A 19,751-nucleotide genomic window follows, 5' to 3' on the forward strand; every position below is an offset into this window, starting at 1 on the left:
GGTCACAAGAAATGTGACTGTCAAGAGCAAGAAAACCCTTGAAGCCGGGCCACGATCAACCAAACTCTAATAGTATGAGGACATGGTTGGGATGGGGATCCGGCCGATACTCGACCCCCTTCCGGCCCAATTTAGAGGAGCACCCGCGTGCCTTCATTCTCGAGCACATTGGAACAAGCCATCCACGCAGCCCTGGCGGCTGCGAATGAACGGCGACACGAATTTGCAACGCTGGAACATTTGCTGCTGGCACTTTTGGAAGAACCCGATGCGATCCGGGTGATGAAGGCATGCAGCGTCGATCTGGACGAATTGCGCAGCACATTGGTCGAATTTATTGACGAGGATCTATCGAACCTTGTGACCGATATAGACGGGTCCGAGGCTGTGCCGACCGCTGCTTTCCAGCGCGTCATTCAACGTGCCGCGATCCATGTCCAAAGCTCGGGCCGGACCGAGGTGACCGGGGCCAACGTGCTGGTGGCGATTTTCGCCGAACGCGAAAGCAATGCCGCCTATTTCCTGCAAGAACAGGACATGACCCGCTATGACGCTGTGAACTTTATCGCGCATGGCGTGGCAAAGGATCCGGCCTATGGCGAAAACCGACCGGTGACCGGCGCGGACGAGGTCGAAGAAGAGGCGCAGGCAACCACCGCTGAATCTGAACAGAAAGAAAGCGCGCTTGGTAAATACTGTGTCGACCTGAACGCCAAATCGCGTGCTGGCGATGTGGACCCCCTGATCGGTCGTTCCGCCGAGGTGGAACGCTGCATTCAGGTGCTGTGCCGCCGCCGCAAGAACAACCCGCTGCTGGTGGGTGATCCGGGTGTTGGCAAAACCGCGATTGCAGAAGGTCTGGCGCACAAGATTGTGGCTGGCGAGTCGCCGGATGTTTTGTCGAACACCACGATCTACTCGCTGGACATGGGCGCATTGCTGGCGGGCACCCGCTATCGCGGCGATTTCGAAGAACGCCTGAAGGCGGTCGTGACCGAGTTGGAAGATCACCCGGACGCAGTTCTGTTCATTGACGAGATACACACCGTGATCGGGGCTGGTGCCACGTCCGGTGGCGCAATGGATGCCTCAAACCTGCTGAAACCTGCGTTGCAGGGCGGCAAGCTGCGCACCATGGGCTCGACGACCTACAAGGAATTCCGTCAGCATTTCGAAAAGGACCGCGCGCTCAGCCGTCGGTTCCAGAAAATCGACGTAAACGAGCCTTCGGTGGAGGATAGCGTAAAGATTCTGCGCGGCCTCAAACCCTATTTCGAAGAGCATCATGAGATCAAATACACCGCCGATGCGATCAAAACGGCTGTGGAACTGGCGGCGCGGTATATCAATGACCGCAAGCTGCCCGACAAGGCCATCGACGTAATCGATGAGGCTGGTGCCGCTCAGCATCTGGTGGCGGAAAGCAAACGTCGCAAAACGATTGGCGTGAAAGAGATTGAGGCTGTGGTCGCCAAGATCGCCCGCATCCCGCCCAAGAACGTCACTAAGAACGACGCCGAAGTTCTGAAAGATCTCGAAGCGTCGTTGAAGCGGGTGGTGTTTGGTCAGGACGAAGCCATCGAAGCGCTGTCCAGCGCCATCAAGCTGGCCCGAGCGGGTCTGCGTGAGCCCGAAAAGCCCATCGGCAACTACCTGTTCGCCGGTCCGACCGGTGTGGGTAAGACCGAGGTCGCCAAGCAACTGGCCGATACGCTGGGCGTGGAGCTGCTGCGTTTTGACATGTCGGAATACATGGAGAAACACGCGGTTTCCCGTCTGATCGGCGCGCCTCCGGGCTATGTCGGGTTCGATCAGGGCGGTCTGCTGACCGACGGCGTTGATCAGCATCCGCACTGTGTTCTGCTGCTGGACGAGATCGAAAAGGCGCATCCGGATGTGTTCAATATCCTGTTGCAGGTGATGGACCACGGTGAGCTGACCGATCACAATGGTCGCACGGTGAATTTCCGCAACGTGGTTCTGATCATGACTTCGAACGCGGGCGCGCAGGAACAGGCCAAAGCGGCGATCGGCTTTGCCCGGGATCGTCGCGAGGGTGAAGACACCGCCGCGATCGAGCGCATGTTCACGCCCGAATTCCGCAACCGTCTGGATGCCGTGATCTCGTTCGCGCCACTGCCGAAAGAGGTCATCCTGCAAGTGGTCGAAAAGTTCGTCCTGCAGCTTGAGGCGCAATTGCTGGATCGCGGTGTGACCATCGACCTGACGCCCAAAGCCGCCGAATGGCTGGCCGACAAGGGCTATGACGACAAGATGGGCGCGCGTCCTTTGGGCCGCGTGATCCAGGAACACATCAAGAAACCGCTGGCCGAGGAACTGCTGTTCGGCAAATTGGCCAAAGGTGGTGTTGTTCGGGTCTCGGTCAAGAAAGGCGAGTTGGATCTGGAAATCCTTGGCCCGGATCAGCCCCGCATTCCGGGCGACAAGCCACCCTTGCTGACTGCGGACTGACCAGACGGCCTCACAAAATTGCAAGCGCCCGCCTACCCCTGTTGGCGGGCGCTTTTCATTCAAAACCCTCGCTCCCGAAAGGAGAGTTGGAATGCGCAAGATTGGTGCCCTGATCTTTCCCGGATTCGAACTGTTGGATCTATTCGGCCCAATGGAGATGTTCGGGCTTCTGCCGGATGACTTTTCGCTAGAGCTGATCGCCGAAACCGCAGGTCCGGTCGCCAGCAATCAGCACCTTCAAGCCGTCGTCGAGGCGACTTTGGATACGCCCGGGTCATACGACATTGTCTTTGTTCCAGGTGGCGCTGGCACGCGTCGCGAAATCGCCAACCCGCGCCTGTTGGAATGGATTGCGCGCAGTTCAGCAAAGGCGGAATTTACCCTGAGCGTCTGCACCGGCAGCGCCCTTTTGGCCAAAGCCGGGGTTTTGGATGGACGACGCGCCACCACGAACAAGGCTGCCTTTTCCTGGGTATGCGAACAGGGGCCGGATGTGGATTGGGTTCCGCAGGCCAGATGGGTCGAGGACGGCCCCGTCCTTACATCATCCGGCGTTTCGGCCGGCATGGATATGGCGCTGGGTGCAATCGCCCTGATGCACGGTACAAACGTCGCCGACAAGGTCGCGACATGGTGCGAATACACATGGCACAAGGACAAGGCCCACGATCCATTTGCAAAGGTTCATGGCCTGGTTTGAACGCCTATCGCTCGGTCAGTTTCAGTTCGATCCGGCGATTTTGCGCACGCGCTTCGGGCGTATCGGCGGGGTTTACGGGCTGAAACTCGCCAAAGCCGTTGGCCGCCAGCCGCTGGGGCGGAATGCCCAGCGCATCAACCATATAGCGTACGACGGACAAGGCGCGACCCTGGCTGAGCTCCCAGTTGTCACGATAGCGACCCGATCCGCCCAGCGGCACGTTGTCCGTATGGCCATCCACACGGATCACCCAGTTCAGGCCCTCGGGTATTTCTGCCGCAACACTGCGCAGGATGTTGGCGACCTTTGCGATTTCCAGTTGCCCTTCTGGCGATAGAACGGCCGAGCCAGTGGCGAACAACACCTCAGAGGAAAAGACAAAGCGGTCGCCTTCGATTCGAACCCCTTCCTGATCACCCAGCACATCGCGCAGACGGCCAAAGAACTCAGACCGGTACCTTTGCAGGTCTTCCGCCTGCGCCGTCAGTTGTTCGTTTTGACCGGCCAACTCCTCGGCTTCGGCTTCCAGTCGAACACGCTCGGCCTCTTCCAACAGGCGGCGCCGACGCTCCTCGGACGCGGCGCGGGCCAGTGCTGCGTTCAGGTCCTGCCCGAGAGTTTGAATCCTGATCTCTGCCGCTTCATTCCGGTCCTCATAGTCATCCAACAGCGCCTGCAATGAACCAAGCTGTCCGCGTAGTGCCGACATCTGCTGGTTCAACAAGGCCGTCTGCTGTTGCGCCTTGGTCGAGATTTCCTGCTCTGAGGCAAGAGTATCGCGCGCAGCGGCCAGCAATGCGGCGCGTTCTTCGGCCAGAGTTCTCTGTGCCGCGGCATCCGCCTGCGCCTGCGTTTGCGCATCAAGCGCGGCCTGCAACTGCGCTTTAAATTGTTCGGGGTTCAATTCGCCGAACTGCCGCTCCAATTCCGCTTTGGCGGCTTGGGCAGCGGCCAACAAGGTCAAGGTATCCTCGGCCTCTTGCCGCTGCGCCTCAAGTGCAAGGGTCATCGCGGTCAGTTCCGCATCGGCGTTTTGCAAACGGTCACGCAGGTTTTCTGCTGCTGCAGCTTCGGCCAACCGAGCGGCTTCTTCGTCAGAAAGCTGTTGCTCTAGTTCGGCGATCTGTGCGGTCTGGGTGGCATCACTGCTTTCCAGATCGGCAACCAAAGCCTCAAGCGCCTCACGACGTGCGGCGGCCAGACGGGCAGCCTCGGCCTGCGCATCGATCTCGTTACGGCTTTGTGCCAGGGCCAGGTTCAGCGCCTCTTGTTCAGTCAGCAAGTCGTCGCGCTGCGCCTGCAAGTCTGCCCGAAGCGACTCAAGCGCCGCGATATCAGTTTGTGCCCGCGCCTGATCGGCCAGCAACGCCGCAACTTCGGCTTCAAAAGCTGTGATACGGCCCTGCGCCTGCGCAAGATCATCCTCGACCCGCGTCAAAGTCGTGTTCAGCGCCCCCAACCGAGCCTGAAGCCGGTTGTTTTCCCGCTCTTCCAGCCCCAACGCACCGGCAAGGGCTGCCACCTCATCAGACAGCGCGGTCAATTCGTCTTCCTGACCCGAAATGGTTTCCCGCAGCACGAACTGGACGACCATGAAGATGGTCAGCACAAAGGTCAGAACCATCAGCAGGCCGGTCATCGCATCGACGAAACCGGGCCAGACCGAGCCCTGAAACCGTTGACCGGTGCGGCGGGAAAGGGCCATCCCTTACTCTCCTTCCGGCGGGGTGCGGACCGCGCCGCGTGGCAGGGTCAGCGCCTTGACCAACAGTTCGAAGTCCTTGCGCAGCTCGTTCATGCTGTCCTGACGCCCGGCTGAGATTTCTTCGAGGATGCGCAGCAACTGCACGTCCATCGACCGCAGGCGCATCCGACTTTCGGCATCGATCCCCTCGCCCGCGCCGTGATCGCGCATGTGATCCAGCAAGGCATCCTGCCCCAGTGCCACACGCTCCAGGGCGGCGGTGACGCCCTCACCCTGCGCCTGTCGCTGGTTCATATCACCGATGGCGTCGACAAGCTGCCCCAATTTGGCCGAGACATCGGCGCGGTCGGCCTCTTGCGCGGTGAACATCTCTTGCAGGGCGTCCATCTGCTCGGCCATGGTGTCCAGAACCGGGGTCAGAACGGCAAGTTCCGCACCGCCATCGTCCGACCCGCCAAAGCCAACGCGAGTGATCCCCGACAGCCATTCCTCAAGCTCACGGTAGAACCGGTTCTGACCGTGACCGGCGAACAGTTCCAGAAGCCCCACGATCAATGACCCGGCCAGCCCTAACAGGGATGAGCCGAACGCAACGCCCATGCCCTGCAACTGGGATTCAAGGCCCGTCATCAGGCGGTTGAAAACGGTCAGCCCTTCTTCACCGTCCTGCGGGTTCAGGCTGCGGATCGTGTCGACAATCGCCGGAACCGTGGTGGCCAGACCAAAGAACGTGCCCAAAAGCCCAAGATAGATCAGAACATTTGTGATATAACGCGTGATCTCACGCTCTTCCTCGATCCGTTCCGCCACCGAATCCAGGATCGACCGACCAGAGCTAGAGCTGATATGCGACCGGGCCCCCCGAGAACGCAGCAGCGCGGCCAGCGGTGCCAACAATTGCGGGGGGCGCACATCGTCGCGTTCAACGCCGCCGGCAAAAGCCTCGATCCAGCGCACCGATCCGATCAGTTGAGTCACCTGATAGAAACAGGCCAGAACACCAATGATGAACACAAGCAGGATGAAGCCGTTCAGGTAAAGGTTCGCCTGGAACACGGGCATTACGTAGGGCAGCGCGAGAAACACACCCAAACCGGACAGCCCGATTGCAATCAACATCATCAGGATTTGACGAATGGGATGCGAGAAATGCGGTCTCGCGCTCTGCTGTGCCTGCGCCATGCGCGTGTTTCCCGGTTTTTGCCTGCTTTGGGCCAAACCTAGCGAAAACCCCGCGATGACGCCAAGGGTTTATGCGGTTATTGTCCGCACCCGTTGCGACAACCACTCAAGGTCCGGATCGTGCAGGCCGATCTCGGTCAGGTGTTCGGAGGTATTGTAGAGGTATTCGGTATTTGGACCACGCCCGCCGACCGCGCGCGCGATGATCTGCGCCTGCTCTTCCAATGGCATACCGCCGCAATACTGGACGTGGTGCGGGTCGATCACATAGGTCACCGCGTTCACGACCTCGCCCGAACTCAGCTGAACATCCAGCATCCGTTCCAGATAGGCCGAGGAAATCAACTCGCGTTCGCGTAGTTCATCCAACGTGCGCTCTTCATGCCCGGCCTCGACCGACAGCGCCAATCCTGTGCAGTGCGCATCGGCCTGTTTGTCCAGCGCCAGTACAAGGCCCGGGGACTCTTCGGTGCCGCGATGGTGGATCGAGCTCATGCAGAAAGACCGCGCATATCCATGCAGCGTTGCATGTTCGCTGCGAGCCACCGGAAAGCCCGGATTCCACAACAGCGATCCATATCCGAATACCCACATCGTCATTGCACTGGTCCTTGCCTGTTTGCGCCTATAAACATCAATTCCAAGGCAGGAAAAAGGGCCATTCCTCATGCGCCGACTGATACGAGTACTGATTTTTGTTGCTGTCGCCTGGAGCGCATACTGGTTTGTTGCCGGTTACGGTCTGCGCACAGCGCTGACCAGTTGGTTCGACAAGCAGCAGGAACTGGGCTGGCAGGCCGACTTTTCAGAAGTCGAAACGGCCGGATACCCGACCCACCACATCACGCGTTTGATGAACCCGGCGCTGGCCGATCCGGTCAACGGCACCGCCTGGAGCGCTGACTGGATCGAGTTTGAAAGCCCGGCGATCTGGCCCGGCCGACAGGTTCTGCGCTTTGCAGATACGCCACAGCGCCTGTCCTATTTCGACCAGACTGCCACGATTCAGGCCAACCAGATGCAGGCCGAGCTGCAATTGCAACCGGGCGTCGCGTTGGTGCTTGAGAAAATGGCGCTGACCGCTGGCCCCTGGTCCGTGGCCGAGGATGGCGTTGCGCAAGCAGGCGGCAAAAACCTGGGCATGATCATGGAGCAGACCGCCCTGCCCGAGGTCTACAACATCTCAGCCCGAATTGACGGGTTTACCCCTGGGGACGACCTACGCGCGCTTATGCGATCTGCCACCACGCTGCCGCAAGCGTTCGAGACGCTGGAACTGGACATGACGGTTGCGTTCGACAAACCCTGGGATCGGAGCGCGCTGGAGCAACGCAGGCCGCAACCGGCCAAGATCGATCTGAATCTGGCCGAAATGAAATGGGGCGAGTTGCGCCTGTTTGCAGCAGGCGCGCTGGACGTAGACGCGCAAGGCATTCCAAGCGGAGAGATCGCAATCAAGGCCGAAAACTGGCGCGACATGATCGCCATGGCAAATGCGGCAGGCGCCCTGCCCGATCAGGCGGTCGATCCGGTGACGCGCGCATTGAACTTTCTGGCCGGGCTGGGGGGCAACCCAAAGGCGCTGGACCTGCAATTGAATTTTCGCGACGGGTACGTTGCATTGGGTCCGCTGCCATTAGGGCCCGCACCGCGGCTGATCCTGCGTTAGCGGCAGTAGGGCCCGCTGCGATGGCGGGCCGTGTCCAGATGGAAATGATCGCGGTGATAGCGGTCGGAATTCGGCCCCAGAACCGTACCAAATGGTCCACACGCCCCGCGCCAGATCTTTTTCAACTGCTTCTGCGAGGGGTTCTTACGCCACCCGCTCAGAACCGTCACAACCTCGCCATCCGCCATTTTGAAGGCGGATATGTCGATCGCGCGGCCCTTACCGTGTTCGGAAATGCGCGCGCCCTTGCGGTTATTGCGGGTGCGGCAGGCATAATGCGCGGCGACTTGTAACTCGACGACCGGCCCCCGCCGTTTGAAAGTTGGCTTGACCGCTTTGTCGACCCATTTATTCAGCGCGATAGCGGTGCCGCAATCCATGGTCGCCGGTCGGCTAAGCACAACGCCCGAGACGGACGTAATCTGGACCGCCTCTTTGATCCCGCAGGCCCGCACCTTGCTGGTGACTTTGCCCACAGGCTTGCCCTGGATCGCGATATCCCCGCAGACCGAGCCCTTGCGCAGCTTGCGCTTTTTGAACAGAACCTCCTGCTCGAGCGTCTTGGGCCGCAAAATCGGTTTCAGCGAAACATCCGGCCCCAACAAGGGCAGGTCGAGCGGGCGCGCAGCCACGGCAACCTCTTGTGGCGACGCGGGACGCACTTGTGGGCGCAGTTTGACGATCACCGCAGGCACCGGGACGGTTGCCGAAGCTGTAATGACACTGGCGGTTACGACGGGTCTGGGGACCGGAAACAAAGAGGTCTCGGGCGAGGCGGCCAGCGCGGGCAGGGTCAACAAGCTGAGACCAAGAACCACGATTGCGCACCGACTGCCCCTCATGCCTATGCCTTTCCTCGTCCAAAATCCGGCGCATCCGTGTCCTGTCCGGCGTCGATAATCCCGCGCCGGATTGCACGCGTGCGCGTGAAATAGTCGAAAAGTTGCTCGCCGTCACCTGTTCGGATCGCACGTTGCAGCGCAAAAAGCTCTTCGGTGAAGCGGCCCAGAATTTCCAGCGTCGCGTCTTTGTTGGTCAGAAACACGTCACGCCACATCGTAGGGTCCGACGCCGCGATGCGTGTGAAATCCCTGAAACCGGCTGCGGAATACTTGATCACTTCGGTATCGGTCACCCGGCGCAAGTCATCAGCAACCCCCACCATCGTGTATGCGATCAGGTGTGGCGCATGCGACGTAACTGCCAGAACCAAATCGTGGTGATCGGCGTCCATCTCATCGACATTTGACCCCAATCCCTCCCACAACGCGCGCAGTTGCGCGATGGCATCCGGGTCAGTTCCTTCGACTGGAACCAGCAGACACCAGCGATTGTCGAACAGTTCCGCAAAACCAGCCTCGGGGCCGGAATGCTCGGTTCCCGCCAAGGGGTGCGCCGGAATGAAATGTACACCCTCGGGAATTTGCGGGCCGACATCTTTGATCACGTGGCGCTTGACCGAGCCCACATCGGAAACCGTCGCGCCCGGTTTCAGCACCGGAGCGATATCTTTCGCCACAGGCCCCATCGCCCCAACAGGAACGCAGAGTACGACCAGATCGGCACCCTCGACGGCCTCTCGCGCTGTATCGCAAACCCGGTCGCACAGCCCGATCCGGCGGGCTGTATCCCGGGTGGCTTCGGACCGGGCATAGCCCGTGACCTCGCCCGCCAGTCCCGCTCGCTTGATCGCCCAGAACATCGACGATGCAATCAGACCCAGCCCGATCAGCGCCACACGGTCGTAAATTTGGCTCATGCCGCGCCCCCTTTGAATGCGGTGATCGCCGCGACGACACGGCGGCAGGCTTCCTCATCGCCCACGGTGATCCGCAAGGCGTTCGGCAGGTTGTAGCCTGCAACGCGGCGCACAATCAAACCCTGCGTTTTCAGATAGTCATCGCAAGCTTCGGCTTCGGCCCTGTCAGCAAAGCGAGCGAGGATGAAATTTGTGCAGGACGGATCCGATGGCACGCCGATCCCTGCCAACTCACCCGCCAGCCACACGCGCAGGCGGGCGTTTTCCGCCTGGCAGTAGCTCAGATATTCCTCGTCCTGCGCCGCCGCCTCGGCCGCAGCCAGAGCCGTCAGCGATAGGTTGAAGGGTTGGCGCACACGGTTCAGCACGTCGATGATATCCTGCGCGGCATATCCCCAGCCGACGCGCATTCCGCCCAGACCATAAACCTTTGAAAAGGTTCGTGTCATGATGACGTTCGGAAAACGGTCGGCCAGTCCGGCACCACCGTCGAACCCTTCGACAAACTCGGCATAGGCACCATCGATCACCAGCAGGCAATTGCCCGGAAGACCTTGGGCCAGACGCGTCAATTCCGCGTCCGAGATCATTGTCGAGGTTGGGTTGCCCGGGTTGGTGACAAAAACGATCCGGGTTTGTGACGTGACAGCAGCAAGGATCGCATCGACATCTACGTGCCGGTCCCTTTCAGCCACCATGACAGGTGTCGCCCCCGCCATGCGTGCGATGATGGGATACATGGAAAATCCATGCTCGGTATGGATGACCTCATCCCCCGGCCCGGCATAAGCTTGCGCTACAAATTGCAACACCTCGTCGCTGCCGACCCCGCAGATGATCCGCGCCGGGTCGAGCCCGTGTTTTTCTCCGATCACCGAACGCAGGCTGGCGTGATCGGTGCTGGGATAGCGATGCAGATTGGCTGCGCTGTTGCGGACAGCCTCAATCGCCTTTGGGCTTGGACCAAAGGGGTTCTCGTTAGAGCTTAGTTTGAACACTTGCGCAACCCCTGCCACATGCGACTGTCCGCCCTGATACAGCGCGATGTCCATGATGCCGGGTTGCGGGGTGATTTTGGTCATGAGAGGCTCCGTTGATTGGAGCCCCTCATATCTGTCTCAGCGTCTTGAGAAAAGCGGCAATTCCGTCAGGCCGCCTTGAAACGCGCCGTTGCCGGATCCGCGTTGTAGAAGGGTGCAAACTCTTCGGTTCTGCAGGACAGGTCATTCAAACTGTCGATGATGAATTGCACTGTCTGCTCACTCATCAGGTATGAAAAGTTCAACCGGACCCAACCCGGTTTCTTCATCTCTTCCCCGGCCATAAGATCCGCATGCAGCCCTTCCGAGGTTTCGCGGTCAATTCCCAACAGGCGATGTGCGTAAGGCCCGGCACAGGCGCACCCGCCCCGCGCCTGAATGCCGTAGATATCACTGAGCATCCGGGTAAACAGTTGCTGATGAACGGGGTGTCCCGCATTGTCACGAACAAGGAACGAAAAGATCGGCAAGCGATGCGCGGACTCAACGCCGAGCAAGGTCAGATGCGGATTGTCTTTCCAACCCTCCAACGCCATCTGGTTGTACTTAACCTCACGGCGCGCGATTTCGTCGGTGCCCACGACATCCTTGACGATGAAGGCCAGCGCCGCACGGATGTCGCCGATGACGTTCGGCGTTCCGGCTTCTTCACGCGTTGCCAGATCTTCACTGTAGTCGTGACGCCAGGGCGACACGAAACTAACGGTGCCACCACCGGGCCAACTGGGGCAGGTACGCTGCACAACGGCACCATTGACGATCAAAACGCCCGACGCGCCCGGACCACCGGGGAACTTGTGCGGAGACACGACGACCGCATCCTTGCGCGCATCTTCCGGGCCCATGTCAATCGGCAGATATGGACCGCCACCGGCATAATCCCAAACAGCCAAAGCCCCGTGCGCCTTGAGCAATTTGGTAACCGGATCAGGATCGGTAATAATCCCTGTCACGTTTGACGCGGCCGAAAACGAACCGATCACCAGATCCGCTGCCGCGTTGGCGATCAAAGCATCCTCAAGCGCGGCCAGATCCGGCCCACCCTCTTTGCCTTCCGGGATTTCAATGACCGTCGCCTTGCTTTCACGCCAGGGCAGAATATTGGAATGGTGCTCATACGGGCCGATCAATACAACCGGCTGGTCAGCCTCGTTCACTCCCATCAGACTGACCAACCGGTTGAGCCCCGCAGTGGCGCCGGACCCGGTGAAAATCACCGTGTCTTCTCCCCTCGCACCAACAATACGGGCTATTTCTGCGCGCGCTTCGCGGCGCAAACGTGTCATGTACGACCCACAGTAAGAAGCTTCGGTGTGGCTGTTGGCATAGAACGGCAGCACATGCTGGGCCACATAGTCCTCAACCTGCCGCAGAGCGCGGCCCGAAGCGACGTAATCCGCATAGACCAGCGGCACGTCCCCATGCAGACCAGGGATCAGGACATTTTCACCGATCAATCCATCACGCAGTTCACTATCATGAGCGGCGGCCATCAGGTCTGCGCGAAATCTGGACAAGGTCATAACATGGGCTCCTTCTTACAGAACCAATGTGATTGATCTTGAATCCAAAAACTTCACCATTCTTTGCCTGTGAATTTCGTTTTTTGTGTCATATGATCAGATATGGACCAAAAATTAGATCAAATTGACACACGCATCCTGAAGGAGCTTCAGACAGACGCCACCCTGTCCCAACGCGAGTTGGCGGATCGGGTCGGGCTCTCCCAGAATGCCTGCTGGCGACGTTTGAAAGCGCTCAACGACAATGGCGTTCTGTTGGGCTCGACGGCGCGGATCGCGCGGGAGAAATTGGGGCTCAGCCTTGTGGTCTTTGTCATGCTGCGCACCCGCCACCATTCAGCCGAATGGCTACAGGCGTTTCGCAGCCATGTGCTGACCATCCCCGAGGTGGTGGACTTCCATCGGATCGGCGGCGACTATGATTATCAGTTGAAGGTGGTGACCCAGGATATGGCCTCATACGACAGGGTCTATCAGCGCCTGATCGAAAAGGTCGAACTGGATTCGGTCACCTCGTACTTCGCGATGGAGGCTATTGCCGAAGGTCGGCCACTGCCCCTCTGATCTTTAAGCATCTGGCCAAGAAATATCCTGGGGTGGGCGCGCGGCCTGCCGCGATGGGGGTGGTACGCGCCATCCGAACAAAAAAAGACCGCGCAGAACGCGCGGCCCTTTGTATTCGATGGTCTGCGAAGATCAGTTCTTCGCGTAGAATTCGACGACCAGGTTCGGCTCCATGACAACCGGGTAAGGCACATCGCCCAGGCCCGGTGCGCGCACGAAGGTCGCGGTCATTTTCGAGTGATCCGCATCGATGTAGTCAGGCACATCACGCTCGGCCAGCGCAGCAGCTTCCAGAACAACAGCCAGTTGCTTGGACTTGTCACGCACTTCGATCACATCGCCTTCTTTGACACGGTAGGACGGGATGTTGACCCGCTTGCCGTTCACTTTGACGTGGCCGTGGTTCACGAATTGACGTGCGGCAAAGACGGTCGCAACAAACTTGGCGCGGTAGACGACGGCGTCCAGACGGCGCTCCAGCAGACCGATCAGGTTTTCACCGGTATCGCCGTTCACACGCACGGCTTCTGCGTAGATGCGGCGGAACTGCTTCTCGGTCAGGTCGCCGTAGTAGCCTTTCAGCTTCTGCTTGGCGCGCAGCTGCAGACCGAAGTCCGACAGCTTGCCCTTGCGGCGCTGGCCGTGCTGGCCGGGGCCGTATTCACGACGGTTGACCGGGGATTTCGGACGACCCCAGATGTTTTCGCCCATCCGGCGGTCGATTTTGTACTTGGCAGACGTGCGTTTGGTCACGGCTGATCTCCTTCGTTAGGTCGAGGCCATATCTGGCCACTATGAAGGGCGTTGTCCTCTTGAGGTTTCCCCCATGACAGGCATCCCCTTGCGGGGGCCACCAACACCAATGAAGCCGCGCTTATAGCCGCGTGCGCGCCGGAGTCAACACGCCAATCGACCGGAAATAGAATGTTTGTGGGTTGGGATTTGGTCCGGGAGCAGACCTACTCGGCCGCGATGCCCGCGACCTGATCCTGTTGGACATCCACGGCATCGGGTTTGCGTCCACGACCGGGAAAGGAAACAACGGTTTCATCCGCTTGCGGATAGCCCGCCGAAACCGCAGCCAATATCACCGAGTTGACCCAGAATTCCTGCTCGCGCGCGGGGCATCCATGCTCGAAGATCAACACCGCGCGTTCATCACCCTTGATCCGCACCAGATCGGCAACAAAGCTTTGCGCGCCATTTGACAACTCAATTGTTGCATACACGGTCATAGCGCCCTCAATGGGCTGAAATGCAGCGCCGCCGGAAACCGTCAGGCCTGTGCTCTCGGTTGGCAGATGCGCCAGACCCATTTGACCTGCCGCGGCCAGGTTCGAAACCGGCCCCCGCCAGGACCAAGACGCACCAACAGACAGATCGGCCAACGGGGCCGATTCAAGCCCATCCAGTTCGGTTTGGGTCCAGTATACTGCTACACGACCGCTTTCACCGGTTCTCATCTCTTTCGCCCGCACTGTTAAACATCCCACCTTTAACGTGACCTGTTTATCAACGAAAAAATGGGCAGAAAAGAGACCGAAATGCAGCGTTCACAAAAATGTTGCTGAAAGGTTAACGAATGTCACAATCCCATCCGGATGAAGTGGTAGCGGCGTGTCACAGAAAGATCGGCACTCCCTTACCGGATACGGCCCATCCGGTCGTGACATTGCAGCGGATACCGTGTCCGACCAATCTGACGCGGCCAATCCACAGCCGACCTCCCAAGTCGCCGTAGGCCCTAGCGAGGTGCGGGAAAGCTGCTATAGTTTCCCCCTAGCCAAAAGGGAAAGCTGCAATCGATCCCAATAACCAAAAAATGGGACAGCAGCTGCACATTCCCTTAAGCAAACAGGGACAGAAAAATATGAACAATCGCTTGCGCAAAATCACCATCGTAGGCGGCGGAACGGCGGGTTGGATGACCGCGCTGATCCTCGAGATGGTGTTTTCCCGCACTTCGGCCTCCAAGGATCGCCCGCGCATCTGCCTGATCGAAAGCCCCAATATCTCGACTGTGGGTGTGGGAGAGGCCACCGTACCGCGTATGCCCGTCACGCTGAGACAGGCTGGCATTTCAGAGCGCGATTTTTTCCGCGAAACAAACGCGTCGTTCAAACTTGGGGTGAAATTCTGCAACTGGAACAAGGACGCCAAAGGCAACCGTATCGATTACGTGAACCCCTTTGCGCATGGTCAGCTGCTCGAAGGGTTGGAGGCCGCAGAATACTTCTTGCGTTTCGGCAACGGAGACCGGGATTTTACGCAATCCATCGCGCCGCATGACGATCTGGCCCGTCTGTGCAAGGGCGCGCGGCAGCTCGGCCAGCCCGAGTTCGAGCAACGATTTGGCTACGCCTATCATCTGGATGCCGTGAAATTCGCGGGCATGCTGACCAAGGTCTGCACCAAACGCGGCGTCGAGCATATTCAAGACGAAGTGCAATCGGTCGAACTGGACGAACAGGGCAATGTCAGCCATCTGATGCTGGAGGGGAAAGGCCGTCACGACATTGAGATGGTCATAGACTGCACCGGTTTCCGCGGGTTGATCATCAACAAGGCGCTTGGCGAGCCGTTTATGGATTACTCGGACTACCTGCCCAACGACCGCGCAATGGCATTGCAGATCGAGCATCCCGACCCTGAGAAAATCGAAAGCGTCACACGCTCGACCGCGCTTGGCGCCGGTTGGACATGGCGGGTGCCGCTCTACAACCGTGTGGGCACTGGCTATGTGTACTCGTCCGCGCATCGTACGGATGATCAGGCGGCAGACGAATACCTTGAATGGCTGGGCGATAGCGGTAAGGGAATGACCCCGCGCGTGATCCCGATGCGCATCGGGCGCGTGCGCAACGCCTGGGTCAAGAACTGCGTGGCGATCGGCCTGTCCGGCGGATTTATCGAACCGCTTGAAAGTACCGCAATCCATATGATCGACCATGCGATCCGTTGGTTCGCCGAACATCTGCCCACGCGGGACATCGAGCCCGCGCTGCGCGACAGATACAATCGGCAGATGAACAAGCTTTATGATGAGGTTCTGGATTTCATCTGTCTGCACTATCGGCTGGGCAACCGCACGGATGATCAATACTGGATCGACGCGCGCACCGAAATGAAGATACCGGATCGGCTCGCCGAAAACCTTGAACTGTGGCAGCACCGCCTGCCAATGGAGCACGATATCGAGTTCGCGACCCTGTTCAACTTCCGTGTTTATCAAACGGTTCTATTGGGCAAGCAGGTCTATGACACCGGCTATGGCACCGGCATTCGCGATCGCATTCGACCGCTAAAGAAACCGATCTGGTTCCAGTGGTGGAAGGGCGCAAAGGTGGACCTTGCGCAGATACTCAAGACGATGCCCGATCATAAAACACTGCTGCGCGATATCAGGGGCGAACTGGAGCGACCAGCCTTTGGCAAAGCGGTTTCGGCAAAACCGACAGTGGCAATGCCTGGCGTCAAACCAGCACCGGTTATCGTTCAGAACATGCCGAACCTTGCCGAAATCCAAAGCGGCGCAAAGGATTTGCAATTGTTCTAAGCACTGTCCTCATAGCCAGTATAGGGCGAGTGCTGCGAGCGGCTGCAGATTGGAAGGCCTTTGGGCATCTGTCGTATCGGGTTGGCCACTCGCAGCCAATCCCTGTGCCTGCCGAACACGATCTCGATCCGTTTGCGCCGTTTTTACGCCGTTTGACGTATCGGACGGTCGTCTTCGGTTGTTTCGGGCCCGGAATACAAGGGCCTATACCTAGGCTTTGCTGAATCAATCAGCATCAAAGCCGCGATCCCAGAGCAGCAGGTCGGCAAACTATACCTCCCATCAGGCTGTGCCGATACGTGGCAAATGCCTACGGTGACCCCAGATTGCAGACGTCATAGAAGGCCTTCCCCGTGACGTCGTGGCTGGAAGCCAAAGAGGCCATAGCCTTGGCGAATTCAAAGGGCTCCGGGTTCGCCGATTTGCGCCACTTGATCAACGCGTACTTCGCAAGCATTTACCCGGCCAATTTCTTGAAGGCCATCCACTGATGGTCGTTGGCCTCTGCAACGCCTTCGCTGAACTTGGCGACGATGGGCTGCGCTTTGTCGATGTTGGATTGATCAGCCATCAGTAAATTTCCTCTACGATATTGGCTTACTGCCTCACGAATAAGCTCGGATTTGTTCAAGCCATGTTCTTTGGAAACTTGGTCCAGTTCTCTCAAGAATTCGTTGAAGCCACAAAAGCAGCTGTCAGGCAGCTTTTGCCCCGTAAAATATTGATATTAAATTAAAACATACGTTAGGCGGGGTGCGTCTTTCGAAGTAAGAACCTAATTTAATGTAAAGGGTTTATTTCTTGGGAATCGGCAGGTATGGGTTGGTGAACGGTCCCTTAGCTCAGCTGGATAGAGCAATCGCCTTCTAAGCGATCGGTCGAGGGTTCGAATCCTTCAGGGACCGCCACCACCCGCGCTCATTGATCAATCGGCCTTTGCAGATTGCTGACACGTTTGCGCCGATAGATGGTCTGCGGCGGCCCGTGCGATGACCAGCTCTTCGTTGGTGGGGATGACCATGACAGACACGCGGGACAGGTTGGTTGAGATGATACGGTTGTTGTCGGCATTGGCGTCGGGGTCCAGTTCGATCCCGAACCACCCCATATCCCCACACACCCGGTCGCGGATCAGCCGCGAGTTTTCGCCAATCCCACCGGTAAAGACGACGGCATCCAACCCTCCCAGAACTGCGGTCAGGGCCCCAAGCTCGCGTCGTATCCGGAAGGTGTAGTAGCTGATCGCCTGACGAGATTCGCTTGTGTCTGCCTGTTCCAACATACGCATGTCGTTGGTCATGCCCGAAAGGCCCAGCAATCCCGATTTGTTGTAAAGCAGGTCGGCGATTTCATCGGCGCTCATGCCTTCCTGATCCATCAGGTAGAGCAGAACGCCCGGGTCCAGCTGGCCGCAGCGCGTGCCCATCGGCAGGCCATCCAGGGCCGAGAAACCCATGGTCGAACCAACCGACCGCCCATCCACCATGGCGCACATGGACGCACCATTACCCAGATGGGCGACAACCACGCGACCTGCATGAATCAAAGGGGCGGTCTCGGCCAGATGACCCGAGATGTAGTCATAGCTGACCCCGTGAAAGCCATAGCGGCGCACGCCCTTGTCGTAAAAGCCGCGCGGCAGCGCAAACACGTCGTTTACCCAAGGGTGGCGACGGTGAAAGGCGGTATCAAAACAAGCAATTTGAGCGGCGTCGGGGAAACGTGCCATCGCCGCGCGTACGCCGGAAATGTTGTGCGGTTGATGCAAAGGCGCAAAAGGAGAGAGCTTTTCCAGCGCGGCAAGAGTGTCTTCCGTCAGAGGCAGCGGCCCATCAATATCAGGCCCGCCATGCACGATGCGATGCCCGACGGCCGAAACATGCATGCCGGGGAACTTCGCCACGAGCATGTTCAGCACCCGTTCAAGCGCCTCGGACTGGTCGCCAATTGGCTCTGATGCACCATCGACAACCTGCCTGCCGTCGGCGGCCTGGGCCTTGATTTGCGCGGTCGGCGTGCCAATCCGATCCACAAGACCCGAGCAAAGCGAAACCGGATCGCCCGGGCCGAGTTGAAACAACCCGAATTTCAGCGACGACGAGCCCGCATTCAACGTGATGACATGGCTCATGCCGAACCTCCGGCCCTGCGCGCCTGATGCAACGCAGCCACGGCGCAAGAGGCCAGCCGCGCTTTGTCGTCGTCGGCACGGCTGGTCAGGATGATAGGCACTTTTGCCCCAAGAACGACACCGGCGGCTTCGGCGTGGGCGATGAACGTCAATTGCTTGGCCACCATGTTGCCCGCATCCAGATTTGGCACCACCAGTATGTTGGCCTGCCCGGCGACCTCGGACACGATGCCTTTGGTGCGCGCGGCAGCCAGACTGACCGCGTTGTCCATCGCCAGCGGCCCATCGACCAGACCACCCTTGATCTGCCCACGTTCGGCCATTTTTGACAGAAGCGCGGCATCGACCGAAGACTTGATCGCAGGATTTACGGTTTCGACCGCCGACAATATCCCAGCTTTGGGTTGGTCCAGCCCGATCGACAAGGCCAGGTCGATCGCGTTTTGAGTGATATCGATTTTGGTCGCCAGATCCGGTTCGATATTGATCGCTGCGTCGGTTACCAACAGCGGAGAGGGCTGCCCTGGGATATCCATCACAAATACATGGGTAAAGCGCCGACCCGCCCGCAACCCCCGGTCGCGTCGCAGAGCTGCGCGAAGCAGCTCATCCGTATGCAAGTGCCCTTTCATCAGGGCATTCACGCGCCCGTCAGCCACGAGATCAACCGCTATGCTCGCTGCTGCGAAATGCGTTCTGGCCGGAATGATCTCGACCCCCTGCAACGAAGCTCCGATGCCGTTCGCTGCGGCTTTGATCTTGTCAGGGTCGCCGACCAGAACAGGATCGATGATTGTCTCACGCGCCGCCAAGAGGGCGCCGCCCAGTGAGTTGGGCTCCTCGGGTGCGACAACGGCTGTTGGCATCGCAGCCAAGGGGCGCGATTTTTCCAGCAAAGCGTCGAAATGTCGATGACGCTGAACCACCAGACCCGGAAGGTCGATCTCGTCAAAGGCCATCTCTTTTTCCGGCGCGATCACGACGGCCTCACCCTGGACGATCACGGCCCCGTCCGATTTGCGGGTCACAATCGTATCAAAGGCGACCTCGCGCTTGGGTCGTTTCTCGGTCACCGTGACCTTGGAAACCAGTTCGTCACCGGCATGGGCACGCTCGCCGAACTCGAAGTTCTGGGATTTGTACAGCGTGCCTGCGCCTGGAAGGATATTGCCCAACACCGCCGAGACAAGCGCGCCGATAAACAAAGCGGGTGCGACGGCTTCGACGATACCGTCCCCATCCCCGTCCTCGGTCGCCAGATGCAGAGGATTATGATTGCCCGAGTTGTTGGCGAAGACATAAAAATCATCTTCAGTGCAAATCCGGGTCAATTCGGCGGTGTCACCGACCTTCAGCCGGTCATAGGGTTTGTTGTGGTATTTCATCTCAATTCACTCGGCCGCTGTGGATGGTTCTTCTGAGATCGATGGACCCTGAAGACCATCCTCTG

The 19,751-nt window shown here is 58.9% G+C and carries 16 protein-coding genes and 1 tRNA gene; 6 read left to right on the forward strand and 11 right to left on the reverse strand.

Features of this window, described 5'->3' with window-relative positions; translation table 11 throughout:
- Nucleotides 1–147: 147 nt before the first annotated feature.
- Together clpA and ACR0LX_RS12100 are read left to right on the forward strand one after the other, a co-directional pair.
- The gene (clpA, locus tag ACR0LX_RS12095; protein WP_480783930.1) at nucleotides 148–2,472 is read left to right on the forward strand and encodes an ATP-dependent Clp protease ATP-binding subunit ClpA; all 2,325 of its coding nucleotides are present in this window, start codon (nucleotides 148–150) and stop codon (nucleotides 2,470–2,472) included.
- Between the two features lie 91 nt (nucleotides 2,473–2,563).
- Nucleotides 2,564–3,172: a DJ-1/PfpI family protein gene (locus tag ACR0LX_RS12100; RefSeq protein WP_480783931.1), complete on the forward strand. Its 609-nt coding sequence runs from the start codon at nucleotides 2,564–2,566 to the stop codon at nucleotides 3,170–3,172.
- 4 nt (nucleotides 3,173–3,176) lie between these two features.
- On the opposite strand, the gene ACR0LX_RS12105 is transcribed toward ACR0LX_RS12100, so the two are convergent.
- The 3 genes from ACR0LX_RS12105 to ACR0LX_RS12115 form a co-directional block, all read right to left on the reverse strand.
- Nucleotides 3,177–4,877: a peptidoglycan -binding protein gene (locus tag ACR0LX_RS12105; protein ID WP_480783932.1), complete on the reverse strand. Its 1,701-nt coding sequence runs from the start codon at nucleotides 4,875–4,877 to the stop codon at nucleotides 3,177–3,179.
- A 3-nt stretch (nucleotides 4,878–4,880) separates the two neighbouring features.
- Nucleotides 4,881–6,059 (reverse strand): biopolymer transporter ExbB, encoded by a 1,179-nt coding sequence (locus tag ACR0LX_RS12110; RefSeq protein ID WP_480572551.1) that lies wholly within the window; start codon nucleotides 6,057–6,059, stop codon nucleotides 4,881–4,883.
- Nucleotides 6,060–6,128: 69 nt separating this feature from the next.
- A complete protein-coding gene (locus ACR0LX_RS12115) occupies nucleotides 6,129–6,659 on the reverse strand; it encodes a gamma-glutamylcyclotransferase (protein ID WP_480783933.1) in 531 nt (176 codons plus the stop codon).
- Between the two features lie 67 nt (nucleotides 6,660–6,726).
- On the opposite strand from ACR0LX_RS12115, the gene ACR0LX_RS12120 reads away from it, so the two are divergent.
- Entirely contained in the window at nucleotides 6,727–7,728 is a 1,002-nt protein-coding gene (locus tag ACR0LX_RS12120) for a DUF2125 domain-containing protein (RefSeq protein ID WP_480783934.1), read from the forward strand.
- Here ACR0LX_RS12120 and ACR0LX_RS12125 read toward each other — a convergent pair.
- From ACR0LX_RS12125 to ACR0LX_RS12140, 4 genes are all read right to left on the reverse strand, one after another.
- A complete protein-coding gene (locus tag ACR0LX_RS12125) occupies nucleotides 7,725–8,570 on the reverse strand; it encodes an extensin-like domain-containing protein (protein ID WP_480783935.1) in 846 nt (281 codons plus the stop codon). The two genes, ACR0LX_RS12120 and ACR0LX_RS12125, sit on opposite strands and share 4 nt — an antisense overlap.
- Nucleotides 8,571–8,572: 2 nt before the next feature.
- Nucleotides 8,573–9,487, reverse strand: coding sequence for a prephenate/arogenate dehydrogenase family protein (locus ACR0LX_RS12130; RefSeq protein WP_480783936.1), 915 nt, complete (start codon nucleotides 9,485–9,487; stop codon nucleotides 8,573–8,575).
- Nucleotides 9,484–10,569, reverse strand: coding sequence for a histidinol-phosphate transaminase (gene hisC / locus ACR0LX_RS12135; RefSeq protein ID WP_480783937.1), 1,086 nt, complete (start codon nucleotides 10,567–10,569; stop codon nucleotides 9,484–9,486). Before hisC ends, ACR0LX_RS12130 begins: the two co-directional genes overlap by 4 nt.
- 65 nt (nucleotides 10,570–10,634) lie before the next feature.
- A complete protein-coding gene (locus ACR0LX_RS12140) occupies nucleotides 10,635–12,050 on the reverse strand; it encodes an aminotransferase class V-fold PLP-dependent enzyme (RefSeq protein ID WP_480783938.1) in 1,416 nt (471 codons plus the stop codon).
- A 102-nt stretch (nucleotides 12,051–12,152) separates the two neighbouring features.
- Here ACR0LX_RS12140 and ACR0LX_RS12145 point away from each other — a divergent pair, with 102 nt between their 5' ends.
- A complete protein-coding gene (locus tag ACR0LX_RS12145) occupies nucleotides 12,153–12,614 on the forward strand; it encodes an Lrp/AsnC family transcriptional regulator (RefSeq protein ID WP_480572530.1) in 462 nt (153 codons plus the stop codon).
- Nucleotides 12,615–12,746: 132 nt separating this feature from the next.
- On the opposite strand, the gene rpsD is transcribed toward ACR0LX_RS12145, so the two are convergent.
- Nucleotides 12,747–13,367 (reverse strand): 30S ribosomal protein S4, encoded by a 621-nt coding sequence (gene rpsD / locus ACR0LX_RS12150; RefSeq protein WP_058275494.1) that lies wholly within the window; start codon nucleotides 13,365–13,367, stop codon nucleotides 12,747–12,749.
- Nucleotides 13,368–13,573: 206 nt separating this feature from the next.
- On the reverse strand, nucleotides 13,574–14,077 hold the full coding sequence (locus tag ACR0LX_RS12155; RefSeq protein WP_480783939.1) for a hypothetical protein: 504 nt from the start codon (nucleotides 14,075–14,077) through the stop codon (nucleotides 13,574–13,576).
- 407 nt (nucleotides 14,078–14,484) lie between these two features.
- Here ACR0LX_RS12155 and ACR0LX_RS12160 point away from each other — a divergent pair, with 407 nt between their 5' ends.
- Nucleotides 14,485–16,170 carry a tryptophan halogenase family protein gene (locus ACR0LX_RS12160; protein ID WP_480783940.1) on the forward strand — a complete coding sequence of 562 codons (1,686 nt, stop codon included), beginning with the start codon at nucleotides 14,485–14,487 and terminating at the stop codon, nucleotides 16,168–16,170.
- Between the two features lie 831 nt (nucleotides 16,171–17,001).
- Nucleotides 17,002–17,078 (forward strand) — tRNA-Arg (locus tag ACR0LX_RS12165).
- Between the two features lie 17 nt (nucleotides 17,079–17,095).
- Here ACR0LX_RS12165 and ACR0LX_RS12170 read toward each other — a convergent pair.
- The gene (locus tag ACR0LX_RS12170; RefSeq protein ID WP_480783941.1) at nucleotides 17,096–18,301 is read right to left on the reverse strand and encodes an acetate/propionate family kinase; all 1,206 of its coding nucleotides are present in this window, start codon (nucleotides 18,299–18,301) and stop codon (nucleotides 17,096–17,098) included.
- Nucleotides 18,298–19,686: a bifunctional enoyl-CoA hydratase/phosphate acetyltransferase gene (locus ACR0LX_RS12175; protein ID WP_480783942.1), complete on the reverse strand. Its 1,389-nt coding sequence runs from the start codon at nucleotides 19,684–19,686 to the stop codon at nucleotides 18,298–18,300. Before ACR0LX_RS12175 ends, ACR0LX_RS12170 begins: the two co-directional genes overlap by 4 nt.
- Nucleotides 19,687–19,751 lie beyond the last annotated feature (65 nt).

The sequence above is a fragment of the Ruegeria sp. CH11 genome, assembly GCF_056537105.1.